Below are 17378 nucleotides of genomic sequence, written 5' to 3' on the forward strand. Positions count from 1 at the left end.
TTTGGATAAACGCGTGTATTTATTGGCGATTGTCTCGTTTGTTGTCGGGATGGTTGAATTAATCATTGGCGGTTTACTAGATATTGTCGCGAATGATTTAGATGTGAGTCTTGGGCAAGCGGGTTTCCTTATGACTGTTTTTTCCCTTGCATTCGCGTTGGCAGCGCCCATATTGTTAACAGTAACACAAAGAGTGGAACGCAAACGGCTAACTTTAATTACTTTGTTTATTTTTTTATTAGGAAATGTCATTACGATTTTAAGTCACAATTATAGTATTTTACTTGTTGGCCGTATCATTGCAGCTTCTAGTGGTTCATTGCTTATTGCTTTATGTTTAACGATGGTTCCAAATATTGTAACTGAACAATACCGTGCAAGGGCGATCGGAATTGTTTTTATGGGAGTCAGTGCCTCCCTTGTACTGGGGGTACCAATTGGATTGATGCTTGGAAATGCTTTTGGCTGGCGGGCCCCCTTTATCATGATCTCCATCCTAACCTTAGTTTCGATGGCGGGGGTGTTTTTCTTTCTGGAAAGGATGGCACCAAAGCCCTCTATTCCAATTGGAAGACAATTACGTACATTGAAAAATCGAAAAATTTTATTTGCCCAGGCAACTTCCTTTTTCATGTTGACGGGTCATTTAACACTATATGGATACCTAACTCCATTTTTAAAAATGAAACTAGGCCTTGATGGAACATGGGTTAGTATAGTCTATTTAATTTTTGGAATTGCAGCTGTAGTTGGCGGGGGAATTGGAGGCTTTCTAGCTGACCGTTTCGGCTCAAAGCGTACTATAACCTCTGTCATTATCTTTTTTGCGGTTTCTATGTTTTCAATCCCTTATACAACTTTCTCTTTACCGGTTTTCCTAATCTTGATGGTAGTATGGAGTATGCTAAGCTGGGCGATCACACCAGCGATGCAAAGCTATCTGATTGAGCTGTCACCGGAAACCTCGGATATCCAGCAAACCTTAAATAATTCGGCAGTCCATGTGGGTATTGCTTTTGGTTCATTTATTGGTGGAATTGTCATTGAGCAAACCTCTGTCGAGTTCAACCCTACAGTTGGTGGTGTGCTTGTCTTGATATCCTTAGGTACAGCTGCTCTTTCTGTCATGAGTTATGGTAATCAAGAGTTCAAAAAAAGCTGATTTCCCTTTAGCATAGGAGAAAAAGCTTATTTCCATTAAAATTGTCTTAGCGTGTTTTTCCTTTTTGCTGGTGGTACCCTGGTAATACCAGCGTCGGTGCAACCAGAGGAAAGGTATATCCAATTTTGTTCAAATAATCATATAGGTTCCGGTACAAATACTTAGGATCCGGAAATAATGGATGTAGCTGTGCGAAAGGATTTGAATCCTTACATTGAACGAACCTGCTTTTTCATGAGATATTTCACTTGCCTTATTTGGATGCCTAATGGCATCTTTTTTTTCTCAATTCTTCAACTACAATTGGATAAGCTGGATATTTATCGACTGTCACGACTAGAGGCTCAGAAAATATGAAAAGACTGCAAAGAATTGCTTTGCAGCCTTGTGTTTTCTTGTTTTGCTTAGGTGAAAATCGATGGTATTTCCATTCGGATTGTACCGGTACACTTTGATTGATGTTTTTCTCAAGAGTCGTTGGTTTGCTTGAGATGACAACGGATTCGTTTGTCTAATTCAAGACCATACTGATGAGCCCAACGCTAATCGTTGTATGAGCAACGGATAAACCCCATTCTTTCATCATTTCTACCTAATCACGAAAGCATCTTACTGTTTGCAAAAAAATATAATGTTTCCACTAGAATAAATTTCGCTTTACCATTCTGACGAACCCTTATTAGAGTAATAGTATCGGTATTACCAAAATTCAGAGATTGATTGCAATTATCTTGAAGTTTTCGCACCAGAACTTTATTGGCTACAATGAAGCTGTCTCATCCGTAGACTAGCAGCTTTTCGGCCAGCCTCTTTGTATGCTATTTTTTCATACTAGCCAAATACATTAACATGTGGAATTTTTCGTCTATTACATGATAATCAAAAAAAGGTCCTGGGTCTGTGCAGTAACCGATATTTTCACTTTGCGTGATTTGAAATCCGTTGCCTGATAAATTTTCTTCTAAGTATTTTGGATATAAAATATGCTCGTGGGAATTTGGATATAATGCTGAAATATTTTTCAAGGATTTACCCGAGCTATCATAATATGAATACCCGCCGACAATTGTTGAACTGCTATGGAAATAGTTTTTTAGAACATGAATTGGGAACTGCGGATTGAGCAGTGAAAAATCATTTGCTGTAAAACTATCCACAAAAACATCGATGCTAAGCGGCTTCAATGGCAAATTTAAATCGGAATTCAAAATATAAAGGACATTTGGCTTTGGATCCATACGCTCCATTCTTTTTCTAACCTTCTTGAGCATCGCAAGCGAATAGCCACTGAATACATAGGATGCGCTCGTTTCAAGAACATCGATATATTTGGGTAGTGACACAAAAGCGTCAACGTTTGTTTCCACGATTAATTTGTTTTTCAAATCTACATTTTGCAGAACTTTTTGAAACCAAAAATTACTTTTTTCAAATAAGTTAATCATTTTGGGATTGATCTCTTTAATCGTTTCTTTATCGTAAAAGTAAGATGGATAAGGAGACGTCTCGTACAAGTTCGCGGTAATGATGATACCTTCCTCGATAGCAGCCTCGTATCCACATGTACAAGTTAAACTCCCCGTTTGAATGTAAACTTTTTTAATCGTTACATCTTTCATTTCAAGTGGAATGTGGCACATCGGACAATAGAGCAGATTTACAAAGGAAAGTGGGACCCCTGTAAAATTCTCCTCTTTGGATGAAGGTGAGCTGGTTTGAACCGCTTTTTCAATCAATTTGATAGTTTTTGATATGTCTTCTTTTTTCTTAATCAGATGATTCTTTTTATCAATGAGTAAGTTGTTGTAGTAGTTGATATCATCATGATCAGAGAAGTTTGTGACTCGCCGATACGATAAAATTTGTTGGATTTCTAGAAGTGGAAAGTGAAATTTTTTCAGCTCAGCAATAAAAGCCATGTCGTCGAGACACAATTGGTTCATTTGATACTGGGTGTTTTTTTTGTCTGGTATTAATAATCCCAGTTCAATGTAATAACGAACGGTATCGGTGGTAACATGAAAAAGCTTTGCAAATGTACCAATTTTCATAGATGCCCCCCAATGAAAAAAAGTGGAGTTACTCCACTTTTTTACGAAAATGAATTCAAAAAACTCTCAAATAGCTATTGACTTGGAGGAAACACCAAGTCATATGATGGACTCAATAAGTGTGAATATTGTGAATAAAATTTGACTGTATTATAGCATACATGTCACATAAGGAGAATAACAAGCATGGATAAGATGGATCGAATGGATACTCTATCACTGTGGACAGCGACTGCAAACAGCTATGAAAAACGAAAGTTTCTTGAAGGAAATGAAGAGGCGGATGTTGTCATTATTGGAGCAGGTTTCACAGGTCTTTCTTCTGCGTATCATTTGCAAAAATTAGGGAAGAGTGTCATTGTCCTTGAGCAAGAAACGATCGGATATGGTGCCAGCGGCCGTAACGGCGGGATGGTATTGCCAGGCTATAAGCCAACGATGAAGGAGCTTGCCAAAAAGTATGGTGCCGACGAGGCAAGACAGCTTAACGATCTCTCCCTTTTTAGCGTTGAACTGGTTAAAAAAATCATTGACGAGCATCAAATCAACTGTGACTTTAGAAAGACAGGTCACATTGTGGCGGCTTACAAAGCCAAGCATTTTGAAGAATTGAAACATGAAAGCGAATTCTTAAACGAAAATTTCGGTTACGATTCAAGCGTGCTTGATCGAAGTCAGTTGCATCAAGAGATCGATTCCCCGCTTTATTATGGATGCTTAGTCGACAACTCGAGTTACTCGTTCCAGCCACTTAATTATGCAATTGGTTTGGGAGAGGCAGCTAAATCGATCGGTGCAAAAATCTTTGAGCATTCGAAAGCACTATCTATTGAGTACGGTCAAAACAGGGTGAAAGTTGTAACAGAAAAAGGTGCTGTAACTGCGAAAGACATTATTGTCGCTACAGATGGTTACTCCGGAAAAATCATGAATGAACTGAACAAAGGCGTACTGCCAATTTCGGCACGTATCATTGCTACTGAACAGCTTCCTGAATCACTGGTGAATACCGTCATTCCTAAAGATCGTATGGTGTTTGATACAAGCAATTTCCTTTACTATTTCCGACGTACACCAGATAATCGGATCGTATTCGGCGGTGGCGATATTCGTCCAAACTTAGGCGATGCCGTTTATCAAAGTGTTTACGATGCCATGGTTAAAATAATGCCAAAACTAGCAGGAAGCAAGATAGATTTCAATTGGGGTGGATTTATCGGGGTTACAATTGATACGTTCCCTGTTATCGGCAAAACCAAAGAAGGCGCATATTTCGCAACGGGTTATACGGGCCACGGCGCTTCTCTCTCGACATTGTTTGGCAAGTTATTGGCACAATGGATCGTTACGGGGAGTGCAGGTGGATATCGATTTGAAAAGGAACGCCTCAAATCATTCCCATTCTATAATCAGAAAACCATGCTGGTAAATCTAGCACATATTGGTTTCAAACTGGTAGATATTATTGCTTAAAGGAGAGTTGTTTATGAAAATAAACATGTTCATTGACGGGAAATGGGTAGAAGCGTTATCCGGTGATAGACGAAACATTATCAATCCTGCAACCGGAGAGGTAATCGCAACGTCTGCTGATGGATCAGCAGACGATGCGAAGATAGCAATCAAGGCGGCTCGTAAAGCGTTTGACAGCGGGATCTGGTCGAATTTATCAGCTGATGAAAGAGCTGACTATCTCTATAAGATTGCAGACCGTCTTGAGGAGAAGGCAGCTGAAATTGCACGTTTGGAAACTGCAAATAACGGTAAGGTCATTCGTGCGACCACCTATGTGGATATTCCGGTATCGATTCAATGCTTCCGTTATTATGCTGACTTGATCAAAGGCATGAAAAAGAAATCTTACACTCGTGACGATTCTTCGGAAACATTTATCATTCATGAACCGATTGGTGTTTGTGGACTTATTGTACCTTGGAACTTCCCGCTTATGTTAGCTGTTTGGCAAATTGCTCCTGCACTCGCCGCAGGGAATACAATTGTTCTTAAGCCTGCTGAGGTTACTCCTGTAAGCGCATTCATGTTATTTGAAATTTTCGAAGAGATTGGACTTCCGGCCGGAGTGGCAAACTTGGTATTGGGACCTGGATCAAAAGTTGGGAATGAGCTTGCCGAGAGCCATGATGTTGATAAGATTGCTTTTACCGGCGGAACAAAAACAGGCCGAAGCATTATGCGCGCAGCTGCGGGCAATATGAAAAAAATCACACTTGAACTCGGTGGTAAATCTCCACTTATTGTGTTCGACGATGTGGATTTTGAAACTGCAGTCGAGAATGCGATGTTTGGTATTTTCCACAATGCTGGGCAAGTTTGTTCAGCTGCATCTCGTTTGCTTGTACATGAGACGATTTACGATAAGTTTGTTGAAAGATTAGCCGAGCGCGCAAGCAAAATTGTAGTTGGCAACGGGGAAAGCGAAAACATTGAAATGGGAGCCCTCACAAACGAGCCGCATATGAATGAAGTTTTACATTACATTAAGAGCGGAATCGAAGAAGGTGCAAAATTAGTTTGTGGTGGTAAGCGCTTAACAGAAAATGGGCTTGATCGAGGATTTTTTATTGCCCCAACGATCTTTGCTGATGTAAATGCGAATATGCGTATTGTTAAGGAAGAGATTTTTGGTCCGGTCCTTGTTGTACAGAAATTTAAAGATGAGGAAGATGCCATTCAAAAAGCGAATGATTCCATTTATGGATTAGCTGGTGCTGTATTTACTGAAGATATGGATCGAGCAAAACGTGTCATTAGTAAATTGCGTGCGGGAATTACTTGGATTAATAGTTATCATCTCGCTTATGTTGAAGGTCCTTGGGGAGGATATAAGCAAAGTGGAATCGGCAGAGCGTTAGGTACTGTTGGGCTGGAGCACTTTATGGAAACGAAGCAAATCAATATCCACCAGAATTCCAAGCCTGTAGGTTGGTATGCGAATTAATTGAGCTTAACTTACTACATCAATTATTTATAGGGGGACATGCTCATGGAAATAGCAGACAACCGTCCGTCATCGAAGAAAGAGCAAATAGAAGTAATGAATAAGCCAGCGCATGATTCAGTGCTGGGAACCAAAAGTATTCCGTTACTATATTTACGATTTGCTTTGGCAGGAATTATGGCTAACGCAATTCTAGGAGTTGCAGCGGTTGTCGATGGCTATTTCGTCAGTGGCTTTCAGGAGCTGGAAGTCGAAGGGATTGGAATTGGATTTACGGTCATGGTTATTACCCGTATGCTTGGCGTACTTTTGGGTGTGGGAGCCGGAGCGGTCATTTCACTTCGCCTTGGAAAAGGGAAAATCGAAGAAGCTAGAGGTATTATGGGACAAACCTTATGGTTTACTCTTTTCTTCTCCACTTTGCTAGCTGTAATTGGAGTGGTCTTTGAAAATCAAATCATGACCTTATTCGGAGCAAGTGATGAAGCGCTTCCATATGCGGTGCAATATAGCCGGCTGCTATGGATTTCATTGCCATTAACGATATTGGCCGTTGTATTAAGTGTTTTAACCAATATCGATGAAAAACCTGTATTATCAATGAACAGTTGGTTAGTCGCAGCAGTTGTTGGTGGGATTACAGAATGGATTATGGTAACGAAGTATGACATGGGGATGATGGGTTCCTCATGGGCCAATACGATTTCGCAATCGATCCCTGTTTTCCTGATCTTTTATTTCTGGTTTGGTAAAACAAAACTTAAGCCAAAAATGAAAGATATGATGATTAATCTCAAGACGATCGGTGAAGTGGCTTGGACGGGCTTTGCATCATTCTCGAGTCTGTTCATGATGTTCATTGCCATTATTTTCTTCAACAACATGCTGCAAAGGTACGGTGGTGGGCTGCACGTCGCCGCTTTCACGATTCAAAACGGTTACATTACAAATATGCTCGCCTTAGCAGCGCTCGGTGGGATGACAGGGCTTCAACCGATCATTAGTTATAACTACGGTGCGGGCAACCTTGATCGTGTTAAAAAAGCAATTAAGATGGGACTCATTTTTACGGTTGCCTTCTTTGTGATTGTGACATCCATCCTAATCATTTTTGCAGATCCAATTGTGTCATTTTTTTCGGTTGGTAATCCTGAATTACAGAAACTGGGCATTTGGACGACAGTTGTATTCAATTCTTTGTTTACGCTTAATGCTGTCAGCTTGCTTATCTCCGGTTATTTCGAAGCACAAGAGAGAAACTGGTCCGCAACGTTTATTAGTGTTAGCAAAATGCTATTGTTCATGTTCCCGTTTCTATTTATTTTCCCGAAATTCTGGGGTGTAGAAGGTATATGGTATGCAGGTCCTGCCGCAGAAATTCCAGGCCTTCTCATTGCCATATACTTTATGAGAAAAGAGTTCAAACGTTTAAAAGATACAAATGTTAAGACAGTAAGTTTATAAAACCTATTCTATAAGAAAGAGAGAGGATCATCATGTTTTTTGCGAAAAAAATTACAGCAGAAGACGCACAACGACTAGGAGTTGACTCGTGGGAACCATGGGTGGGCACACCGAATAAAGGAACGTGGCATCTAGAAGAACAGGAAGTTTTCTATGTGACAGACGGTGAAGTGTTTATTTCTGTTGATGGAGAAAAGTATCATATTACAAAGGACTGGGTCGTTTCCTTGGCTAAGGACCTTGTCTGTGAGTGGGATTGTCCAGTATTTTTGAAAAAGAATTATAAAATGAACCATGAGATCAATCTGAAATAAAGTGAAATGGGAAGTGGGTAAATTTTAAGCAGATGAATGCTAAATACTGAATTAATCACTCTAAAAGTGTAATTTCGAAAGGAATGAGTGTATGGAAGCTGATGTTGTATTGATAAATGGAGAGGTTATTACAGTAGACCAAAAGAATACAGTAGTCGAAGCTGTAGCAATAAACGATAATCGTATCGCAGTTGTTGGTTCAAATCAGGAGGTTAAGAGTTTTATAGGAGAAAAAACGGATGTAATTGACTTGAAGGGAAAAACGCTTCTTCCTGGATTCATTGATTCTCATATTCACCTCATTTTTTATGGGGCGAATCAGTTGGCGGTAAGTTGTAAAGCTGAACATATCGATTCTATCGAGGCTTTGTTAGATGACATGAAAAAGAAAGCCTTAGTAACTCCTAAAGGTGAATGGATACGTGCTTGGGGCTTTAATGAAACCGCAGTGAAGGAAAAGCGTTATCCAACAATCGCTGAGCTGGATGAAATTTCAGTTGATCACCCCATTATTGTATCCCGTACTTGCAGCCATATAAGCGTGGTGAACAGCAAAGCTTTAGAAATTGCGCAAATTAACGAGAGCACACCGGATCCTAATGGGGGAGTCATTGAAAAGAATCAGGCAGGAAGGCTTACAGGAAAGTTAATTGAAGCAGCAAATATGGGTATGAACGAGGTTGCAAGTTATACAGAAAGCGAACTGATGAAGGCTGTGAAAATTGCATCAGATCATTTCGTTGCAGCGGGCATAACAAGTATACATGAGGCAGGTGGAAATGGTCCTGAGAGTTACCGTTTACTGCAACAAGCTGTGAAGAGTAAGGATATTCGTGTCCGAATATATGCAATGATATGCCAGGTAAATAACTCCCATGAATTTGTTAATAAAATGGTCGAAGCTGGTGTGGTAACTGGTACCGGAGATGAGAGATTCAAAGTTGGCCCGGTGAAATTGTTTACAGATGGAAGTAGCACCGGGCCTACAATTGCAACTCGTGAGTCGTACTCCAGTGACTCTAACAATTATGGCATTCTTTATTATAGTGAGGAAGAAATCTATCAGGTTTTAGGTGAAGCACATAAAAAAGGCTATCAAATCACTGTACATGCACAAGGTGATAAAGCCATTGAAATGTATTTAAATTGTGTGGAAAAGGCATTGGAGGAATCACCAAGAAAAAACCATCGTCATCGGATTGAGCACGCGGGAATTTCTTCACCGGATTTACAAGAGAGAATGAAAAAACTCGAGATGGTTCCTATTCCAAATCCTCCTTTTCCTTATGAATTCGGAGAGATATATGTCCAACACTATGGTGATCGTGTTAATCACATGTATGCTGTTCGTGATTATATTGATCGTGGCATCATGGCAGCAGGTGGATCAGATGCGCCAGTTACTGACTATAATCCTTTATTAGGAATTCATGTTGCTGTCAATAGAAAAAGCCAGTCTGGAATGGAGTTTGGTGCTAATCAATCCATAAACGTAATGGAAGCTATTAAACTATACACCTGGAATGGCGCTTATGCGAGTTTTGAAGAAGAGATAAAAGGAAGCATAGAGGTCGGAAAGTTGGCGGATTTAGTTATATTAAATGACAGCATTTTAAGTGTCAACCCAAACCAAATTAAAGATTTAAAAGTAGAAACAACTATTATTGATGGTGAAATTATCTATCAAGAAGAACTATCAGTGAAAATTTAATATATCATAGTTTGCAAACCACGTAATCCTTGTAATGTTACGTGGTTTTTTATCTAAATAGGTACCCCAAATTATATATGTGCTGAAAATCGAATGAGATGGAAAAGTAGTTATGAATCACTTGAATAACGTATACAACGTATTTTTCCTTCATGTTGCATGATAAAATGAGACATAAGAGAAATGATTTGGAGTGGGTATAAAATACAACTATATATTAAACATTGGCTACCACATTTTTCTTTTTGCTGCTGATATGATCAAGAGGTAACAAAAAAAATAAAAACAAGGGCTCATACAAATTGAAACAATAGTTAGACAGCAGAAGAATTAGGATTACATATCATGACTTGGATTAAACCAGGATATTCTACAAATAACAATGAATCTATTACAGATGGTAAAGGAAGTCGATTACTGGATGTATAAAATCGGACTTGTCGGTTTAAAAACTTCTATAGAACAAATTTTAGCCGCGGCAGAAGAATATAAACATGAGTTGGAATTCATCTCTTTGCCCTATGTAAGGACCGAAGAGGTAGAGAATATTGTAAAGGAACATGATTCACATGTACATGCATGGCTTTTTTCTGGTCCACTTCCCTATGAAATTGCGGAAAAAACACTATGTACAGATAAAATAATGGTCCATGTCCCAGCTACGGAATCTGGTTTTTATAAATCCTTTTTAGAGATGATCTATGAACAAGGGAAAATCATTGAGAATCTAAGTATCGATACTATGTCCTCAAATAATATTAGCGAAGAAGCTTTGTCACAGTTGAATATAAAAACCCAAAAGATTTATACGAAAGTGTTTGAGACAGATGTTGATACGGATGAATTGGTACATTTTCACTTGGATTTATGGAATACGGGAAAGACAGAAGGCGCTTTTTCTTGTTTTCCTTCCGTGTGTGAAGCTTTAAGGGAATTGGGCATTCCAGCCTACCGTATGTCGATGAGTAAGATGGAAGTGAGGCAAACTCTTCGAATTCTTTCTGAAAAAGTAAAGGCATCCTACTTTAAGGATACACAAATCGGAGTCGAAATCATTGAAGTCGAATATTTTAATAAAGTGGCAGAGGAAATGAAAACTCCATATCATTTACAGTACTTGGAGCTTCGGCTAAAAGAAATGTTGATTCAACTTGGTGAAAAAATAAATGGTTCCTTTTCAGAGAAAGGGAATGGAAGGTACATGATTTTTAGTTCTCGCGGCGCAATTGAACGAGAAATCATTACGCTCGAAGAAACGATTGAAAAATTGGCTTTTGAAGCAGATACAACCGTTGCAGTTGGAATTGGCTTCGGCGAGACTGCCTATTCGGCGGAAATCAATGCTTTTCGTGCTATTCAACATTCAAAAGAGATGAAAAAGCGAGAAATTGTGATTATTCAAGATGATGGCAAAATAATCGAATCACCAGGCAAAAAGAAAGAACTGCAATATGATACTCGTACCCATAATAAACCCCTTATAGAAAAGTTGAAAAACGGAAATATCAGTGTTAAAACGTATAAGAAGATATCGGCGCTTGTTCAAAGAATGGGCTGGAGTGATTTTACTACAAAGGACTTAGCGACACATCTAGAGATGACAGAGCGAAATGTGCGGCGAATTGTTGCGGATATGTGCGAAGTTGATTTGGCACGATGCGTTGGTGAAGAGGCTAATGCCACCCGAGGAAGGCCGAGTAAGATTTATCAATTATTATGAATTACAGGCACCCATAATTTGGGTGCTTTTTTAGTGTGGGAAAAACGGTTTTGAATTTTCAAAAAATATTGTAATGAAGACTGTATGAGATTATACTCTATTTAAGGAATTTTTTCCTTAAACTAACCTAAATTAAGGGTTGCTGTTTAAAATCAAACGAAAAGGGGTTGTAGCGTATGTCTCAAACCATAATGATTCATGATTTGATCGAGGCTGTTAAAGATGAAGTGATTGCTTGGAGAAGATATTTACATAAGTATCCGGAGCTGTCTTTTCAGGAGGAAAAAACAGCACAATTTGTTTATGAAAAGCTGCAAACTTTTGGTGAATTGGAAATTTCACGTCCGACAAAAACGAGTATAATGGCTCGTTTGATCGGTCAGCAGCCTGGGAAGGTCATTGCACTTCGGGCAGATATGGATGCGCTTCCAATTGAAGAAGAAAACGATTTTGACTTTGTGTCACAGAATTCAGGAGTCATGCATGCTTGCGGACATGATGGGCATACGGCGATGCTGCTCGGAACAGCAAAAATTCTTACACAGTTAAAGGATCAAATTAAAGGGGAGGTACGCTTTTTATTTCAACATGCTGAGGAACTGCCGCCCGGTGGAGCTCAAGAAATGGTGAGAGCCGGTGTGCTGGCTGGGGTGGATATGATCATTGGATCCCATCTCTTGTCGACTCTTCCTTTAGGGAAAATTAGTTTGGGTTACGGTCCAGTGATGGCTGGAGCTGATACTTTTAACATTACTGTGGTGGGTAAAGGGGGGCACGCCTCACAGCCTGAACTTACCGTCGATCCCATAGCAATTGGAACTCAGGTTGTATCAAATCTCCAGCACATTGTTTCGAGGTATCGAGATGCCCAGGAAGCCCTGGTGATTTCAGTGACTCAGTTCCATGCGGGAAGTGCGATTAATGTTATTCCAAGTAAGGTAAGCATTGGTGGATCAGTTCGCAGCTTCAATCCGGAACTGCGGGAAGAAATCCCGAATTTTATCGAACGGATAGTAAAAGGGATTACTGAAGCGCATGGAGCTACTTATGAATTCGATTATCAGTTTGGTTATGCTCCTACCATTAATGATGAAGAAGTTACCCGATTGATGGACGAAACAGTCTGTGAAATATTTGGTGAAAAAAGTCGAGAAATTTCAAAGCCAATTATGGGAAGTGAAGACTTCTCTGCTTTTCAAAAAGTAGTTCCGGGATCTTATATTGGAATAGGAGCTCGTAATGAAGAAAAAGGGATTATATATCCTCACCATCATCCCCAATTTACAGTCGATGAACAGGCTCTACAAATTGGGGTGAAGTTATTTGTTCATGGGACTTTAAAAATGTTAAATCTAACTTACTAGGGGGTTAAGAGTTTGAAAAAAATATATTGGCTCGGAATTATCCCGTTTCTTGGTTTTATCGTAGGCGCCTTGTTTACAAATAAAGTGACTCCCTATGTTCTGGGTATGCCATTTTTTCATTTTTGGATTGTACTCTGGTCTGTGCTAACTACAGGTATAATGTGGGTTATTTATCTACTCGATCCTGCTAATCAGAAGGGAGATTCAAGATGAACATTGCCGTTCTTTTCATCCTGTTTTTTTTCGTCATTTCCGTTTTGATCGGTATCCAGGCTAAAAAAGGGAAAGAAATGAATTTGGAACAATGGTCGGTTGGAGGCCGCGGAATGGGAGCCCTTTTGATTTTCCTTTTATCCGCAGGTGAAATGTATACTACCTTTACCTTTTTAGGTGCAAGTGGCTCAGCTTATGGGGAAGGTGGTTCCATCTTTAGTATTGTCACATATGGCTGTCTGGCTACAGTCATCTCCTATTGGACATTTCCGGCAATCTGGAGGTATGCAAAGAAGCATCAATTAGTTTCCCAATCTGATTTTTTTGTAAAAAAATATCAAAGTCCCTATCTTGGTGTACTTGTTGCGGTTATAGGTGTTATAGCTTGTACTTGCTACTTGGTCCTGCAATTGAAGGGATTAGGATATATCGTGTTTGCAACATCATATGGGGCAATCTCTTCTACAGCTGCCATTTGGGTTGGAGCAATAGGTGTTACCATTTTTGTAATGGTTTCCGGTATTCATGGCTCAGCCAGGACAGCTATTTTGAAGGATATTCTCATTCTGGGCATTATCGTATTTCTAGGGGTTTATTTCCCCATGCATTATTATGGCGGACTTCAGCCTATGTATGAGGCCATTGAACAGGCAAAGCCGAACTTTACCATACTCCCAGATCAAGGAATGAGCTTATCGTGGTATATATCGACCGTTATATTAAGCTCTATTGGATTTTATATGTGGCCGCACGGGTTTTCTCCTATTTATGCTGCCTCTAGCGAGAAAGCCTTAAGAAAAAATGCAATCCTAATGCCATTGTACCAATTGATTTTATTGTTTGCCTTTTTTGTTGGATTCGCCGCTATCTTACAGACACCAGGATTAAAAGGAAGCGATGCCGATCTGATCTTGCTGCAGCTTTCTAAACAGGATTTTAATCCATGGTTTGTGGGCTTAATCGGTGGTACAGGCGTGTTAGCCGCTCTAGTTCCATGTTCCATGCTGTTGATGTCTATATCAACGTTGCTTTCGAAAAATGTATATAGCGTATTCACTCCATCAGCAACGGAAAAACAGATTGCAAAACTGGTAAAATACATGGTTCCGCTTATTTCTCTTTTAGGAATATACTTGACCTTTCAGGGTGGAAATACCCTCTTTAGTCTCGCGTTAATCGCCTATAATTTCATCACACAACTAGCTCCTGCCTTTTTCGCCAGTTTGATGAGAAATAATTTTGTAACCAAACATGGAGCATTTGCCGGGATTATAACAGGAGGAGTGCTAGTTTCCATCATGGAACTGGGGAATATAAAAATTGGTCAACTGTTTCCTTATCTTCCTCAAGCAATAAAAGACCTGAATGTGGGTATTATCGCCCTATTTGTTAACATTGTTGTTTTAATGGTGGTCAGTTTGATGACAAAAAACTTTACTTATACTCATCAAGATACTGATGATTTGGAGACATCAACACTAGAGCGGAAGATCTAATGCAAAAAGAATCAAATAGCAAACTCAACATGATTTTTCACATTCACATCCGGTTTAAATATGTAAAACGAATTCCTTCCAATTAAAACTTTCCTAGGGTCAGTTTTGCAGCACTCCATTTACAGTTTGGAACGCTTTTAATGAATTGGGCTTTTTGGAATCAAAGTTGGTCCAGTGTATACAGGATAATTCAATGATCACTAGAAGGGGATCTTTTGAGAATTGTTCTTTTTAACAATGAATAGTGCCTGCATTTGAAACAAACCGGTCTGAATATGACCGGTTTGTTTCATTAGTTACTCTGATTTAGAGCTCTGATCTTTATTTCTTTTATTTCCTTTGCTGTTGTCCCCACTAACAGGGGTTTGTCCGTGTAATTCCGGCGAATTTTGGTTACGGCTGCCTTTATTGAATTTTTTTGTCATGTCTCACATCTCCTTTCTTTTTTCAAATACAGTTTGTCCTTTTTTGGAGAACTTATGTTTCTCACTTGAAAGGAACAACTTTTTAATATTTTTCATTCACGGCTAGTAAGGTAGCTCAGTAGGGAGGGCAGGTAGAATAATCATTACCTGTTGAAAAAAGCTCAGCCCTATGGAGTTACAGAGGACTGAGTTAATGTCTTAAAACGCTTGTCGGGCATCCAGTTTATCAATCTGGAACCGTAAGGGGAATTGCCATTTCGCCTTTGAGGGATCTTGCACAGACAAGGCGTACAAATTGGCTGTTATGACGGTTGAAAGTGCTAATAATGAAGATAAAATACTCGTAAGGGAATGTTCGTAGGATCTTTTAGCATAGTTCATTCAAGAGGTTTTAATTACATAATTCTTACTTTATTTTTAAGAAGCTTTCAGTAGTAGTTTGTAGCTCTGAAAAAAAGAACAGTATATACAGATAACTGATTTCAAGGATACATGTGGCATTCTTTTTTAAAGCATGCATGAGTGATCTTTCCTTTCTTATTGTAATTTCATCAATTATACTAATGAATTTATACAAAATCTTCCTCTTTGTTAGATTACCTGCCATTGTTTTTCTGGATGTACGATTTTGTTGAAACAGGATCGTTCACCATGGCCAACTGATGCCATGTATATGAAGGAGGGCTATTTTACGTGGCTCAATAAACACTTGCTATTTTGGTAAGGGGCATCATTCTTTAACCCTAAGTACGGAATATGACATAGGTGATTACTTTTATCCACGCAAAATTACAGTCCAAAAGTTCCTGTTCCATTTACGGTGATTAAATTAGGTAGAAAGTCGCAACGTTGCTTTTCTGATCTCAGGGTTTTAGGATCATTACTCGATCAGGTCAATAGAGGAATGCTACTTACTCTTCATTACTTACATATATTCAAAAAATGAAGAAAAATTCGATGCCCGGTTGATTTAGATGCCCTGACTTAATGATATATAAGCTCAGGCATTTTCTTGTATTTCTCAACTGTTATCAACCAGGCAGTCCATCACCATAAATCAGGTTATAAAACACCAAAATCCTCCTTTTGATCTCATGTAACACTGCCATGCCCGGTGTTCTTAAAATGACGAATCATGACATTGCCATTTTAAGAATGAAAGCTCTAATGTGAGTGGTAATGAGCAAGAAGTTGTATTTTTTTAACATTCGTTGAATTCTGAAAACTATCGTGTTAAAATTTGGTAGCACCAGCAATCATATTACGTATTTACATATTAATAGGGCCCTATTATTCAGAAGATTGCTAGATTTTTTCACATCTAGACTTTAGTGATTTACTGCGTAAAAATAAAATCAATAGAATTGGAGCTAAGTTAATGGGTGTAGATACTAATGCAAGTACCAAGAATAAATTAAAAGTTGATTATGTGTTTACAGATGCAGAGAATCAACTTCTTACAAATAAATTTTTGGAGTTAAAATGTAATCCTTATGAAGATTACACTTCCTTTCGTTCAGAAATCGAAAACATTGTCGAAAACGATGTTGAAATAAAAGATATTGTGGAAAAAATAAAAGCTGCCGGTAATAGGATTTGGAAGGAAGAACCTTACTTATACCTTCAAAACTGCCCTATAGATAAAGATGTTCCTATTTTTGACCATGAATCACCAGTTCAATCAAAAAGGGAGCTTAAAAAAACATATGTTGGGGAAGGTTTTCTTCAATTCTATGCTCAAGTCATGGAAATGCCAGCTATTGGATATATAAATGTAAATGATGGCGATGTCTTTCAAGATATCTATCCCATGAAATCTTTATCAGAAACACAATCACAAAAAGCACTGGTGGCTTTAGGATTCCATAAAGATTTAGCAAATCATTTCGTTCGGCCTGATTTTGTGAATATGTTATCAATGAGGGCCTATGAAGGAAATCAAATCTTTACAACATTCGTCAAAAATATTGATTTAATTCAGAAACTTGATCCTTCTGATTTAAATTTGATGCGTCAAGAACTCTTCTATACACCTTTTGATGATTTATCGACATATGGTAATCGTACTGAATTAGGGCGTGCAAAAAATCACGCCATCCTATTGAATGAAGAAGAATTTGATATTGCATATTTTGAAAATCGGACAGTGGGTCTTACGGAAGAAGCCCAGGGAGTTGTAGATAAAATAAAAGTTTTACTACATGAATTAAAGGCTCCGCACCTACTAAAGGCGGGTGAATTCATTTCCTTGTCAAACAATCATTCTATTCATGGTAAGGATGTTGAAGAAATCACGGATGTGGAAAAGCAAAGAACTCGTTGGATAATGAAAACCGTTAATTTGTGGAGTTTAGAAGAACATAAAGAGCATTATGTAGATGGTACAGATTGCATTGTAAACGGATAAATAATAAATCTGTCGGGAGTTCACTCCCGACAGGTTTGTTTCCTCTAATAGTTTTGAATTTAATAATACATACTAAGTTGCACAAAGGAGGA

General features: G+C 38.7%; 13 protein-coding genes and 1 pseudogene. 11 read left to right on the forward strand and 3 right to left on the reverse strand.

Annotation, left to right across the window (positions count from 1 at the left end; translation table 11 throughout):
* Position 1: 1 nt before the first annotated feature.
* Positions 2–1162 carry an MFS transporter gene (locus AC1DVB_RS02655; protein ID WP_230134401.1) on the forward strand — a complete coding sequence of 387 codons (1161 nt, stop codon included), beginning with the start codon at positions 2–4 and terminating at the stop codon, positions 1160–1162.
* A gap of 212 nt (positions 1163–1374) precedes the next feature.
* Here the strand turns inward: AC1DVB_RS02655 and AC1DVB_RS02660 are convergent.
* Together AC1DVB_RS02660 and AC1DVB_RS02665 are read right to left on the reverse strand one after the other, a co-directional pair.
* A pseudogene (locus AC1DVB_RS02660) lies at positions 1375–1790 on the reverse strand (DDE-type integrase/transposase/recombinase); the annotation flags it as partial.
* A gap of 190 nt (positions 1791–1980) precedes the next feature.
* A complete protein-coding gene (locus AC1DVB_RS02665; protein ID WP_057275601.1) occupies positions 1981–3213 on the reverse strand; it encodes a MerR family transcriptional regulator in 1233 nt (410 codons plus the stop codon).
* 186 nt (positions 3214–3399) lie between these two features.
* Between AC1DVB_RS02665 and AC1DVB_RS02670 the strand changes: the two genes are divergently transcribed.
* The 9 genes from AC1DVB_RS02670 to AC1DVB_RS02710 all read left to right on the forward strand — a co-directional run bounded on the left by AC1DVB_RS02670 (position 3400) and on the right by AC1DVB_RS02710 (position 14454).
* Positions 3400–4686, forward strand: coding sequence for an NAD(P)/FAD-dependent oxidoreductase (locus AC1DVB_RS02670; protein WP_057275602.1), 1287 nt, complete (start codon positions 3400–3402; stop codon positions 4684–4686).
* Between the two features lie 13 nt (positions 4687–4699).
* Positions 4700–6172, forward strand: a complete 1473-nt coding sequence (locus tag AC1DVB_RS02675; RefSeq protein ID WP_477588084.1) for an aldehyde dehydrogenase family protein — start codon at positions 4700–4702, stop codon at positions 6170–6172.
* A 45-nt stretch (positions 6173–6217) separates the two neighbouring features.
* Positions 6218–7636: an MATE family efflux transporter gene (locus AC1DVB_RS02680; protein ID WP_230134405.1), complete on the forward strand. Its 1419-nt coding sequence runs from the start codon at positions 6218–6220 to the stop codon at positions 7634–7636.
* A 32-nt stretch (positions 7637–7668) separates the two neighbouring features.
* Positions 7669–7950 (forward strand): cupin domain-containing protein, encoded by a 282-nt coding sequence (locus AC1DVB_RS02685; RefSeq protein WP_230134407.1) that lies wholly within the window; start codon positions 7669–7671, stop codon positions 7948–7950.
* A gap of 91 nt (positions 7951–8041) precedes the next feature.
* Positions 8042–9661: an amidohydrolase gene (locus AC1DVB_RS02690; protein ID WP_057275606.1), complete on the forward strand. Its 1620-nt coding sequence runs from the start codon at positions 8042–8044 to the stop codon at positions 9659–9661.
* A gap of 421 nt (positions 9662–10082) precedes the next feature.
* Positions 10083–11381, forward strand: a complete 1299-nt coding sequence (locus tag AC1DVB_RS02695) for a hypothetical protein (protein ID WP_095678269.1) — start codon at positions 10083–10085, stop codon at positions 11379–11381.
* A gap of 176 nt (positions 11382–11557) precedes the next feature.
* The gene (locus tag AC1DVB_RS02700) at positions 11558–12745 is read left to right on the forward strand and encodes a M20 family metallopeptidase (RefSeq protein ID WP_095678268.1); all 1188 of its coding nucleotides are present in this window, start codon (positions 11558–11560) and stop codon (positions 12743–12745) included.
* A gap of 12 nt (positions 12746–12757) precedes the next feature.
* The gene (locus AC1DVB_RS02705; RefSeq protein WP_053533885.1) at positions 12758–12958 is read left to right on the forward strand and encodes a DUF3311 domain-containing protein; all 201 of its coding nucleotides are present in this window, start codon (positions 12758–12760) and stop codon (positions 12956–12958) included.
* Positions 12955–14454: a sodium:solute symporter family protein gene (locus AC1DVB_RS02710; protein ID WP_095678267.1), complete on the forward strand. Its 1500-nt coding sequence runs from the start codon at positions 12955–12957 to the stop codon at positions 14452–14454. The genes AC1DVB_RS02705 and AC1DVB_RS02710 overlap by 4 nt, the downstream gene beginning before the upstream one ends.
* A 296-nt stretch (positions 14455–14750) precedes the next feature.
* Here the strand turns inward: AC1DVB_RS02710 and AC1DVB_RS02715 are convergent, their stop codons facing one another.
* Positions 14751–14879 carry a hypothetical protein gene (locus AC1DVB_RS02715; protein WP_255294637.1) on the reverse strand — a complete coding sequence of 43 codons (129 nt, stop codon included), beginning with the start codon at positions 14877–14879 and terminating at the stop codon, positions 14751–14753.
* Between the two features lie 1378 nt (positions 14880–16257).
* On the opposite strand from AC1DVB_RS02715, the gene AC1DVB_RS02720 reads away from it, so the two are divergent.
* Complete coding sequence (locus AC1DVB_RS02720) at positions 16258–17286, forward strand: hypothetical protein (protein ID WP_034315208.1); 1029 nt, start codon at positions 16258–16260, stop codon at positions 17284–17286.
* Positions 17287–17378: the final 92 nt, after the last annotated feature.

The sequence above is a fragment of the Peribacillus sp. P4_D6 genome (assembly GCF_056401795.1).

What these genes read in the sequence shown, in the direction of transcription:
- AC1DVB_RS02665 (WP_057275601.1), bottom strand. Translation starts at nt 3,213, where the DNA reads ATGAAAATTGGTACATTTGCAAAGCTTTTTCATGTTACCACCGATACC.
- AC1DVB_RS02670 (WP_057275602.1), top strand. Translation starts at nt 3,400, where the DNA reads ATGGATAAGATGGATCGAATGGATACTCTATCACTGTGGACAGCGACT.
- AC1DVB_RS02675 (WP_477588084.1), top strand. Translation starts at nt 4,700, where the DNA reads ATGAAAATAAACATGTTCATTGACGGGAAATGGGTAGAAGCGTTATCC.
- AC1DVB_RS02680 (WP_230134405.1), top strand. Translation starts at nt 6,218, where the DNA reads ATGGAAATAGCAGACAACCGTCCGTCATCGAAGAAAGAGCAAATAGAA.
- AC1DVB_RS02685 (WP_230134407.1), top strand. Translation starts at nt 7,669, where the DNA reads ATGTTTTTTGCGAAAAAAATTACAGCAGAAGACGCACAACGACTAGGA.
- AC1DVB_RS02690 (WP_057275606.1), top strand. Translation starts at nt 8,042, where the DNA reads ATGGAAGCTGATGTTGTATTGATAAATGGAGAGGTTATTACAGTAGAC.
- AC1DVB_RS02695 (WP_095678269.1), top strand. Translation starts at nt 10,083, where the DNA reads ATGTATAAAATCGGACTTGTCGGTTTAAAAACTTCTATAGAACAAATT.
- AC1DVB_RS02700 (WP_095678268.1), top strand. Translation starts at nt 11,558, where the DNA reads ATGTCTCAAACCATAATGATTCATGATTTGATCGAGGCTGTTAAAGAT.
- AC1DVB_RS02710 (WP_095678267.1), top strand. Translation starts at nt 12,955, where the DNA reads ATGAACATTGCCGTTCTTTTCATCCTGTTTTTTTTCGTCATTTCCGTT.
- AC1DVB_RS02715 (WP_255294637.1), bottom strand. Translation starts at nt 14,879, where the DNA reads ATGACAAAAAAATTCAATAAAGGCAGCCGTAACCAAAATTCGCCGGAA.
- AC1DVB_RS02720 (WP_034315208.1), top strand. Translation starts at nt 16,258, where the DNA reads ATGGGTGTAGATACTAATGCAAGTACCAAGAATAAATTAAAAGTTGAT.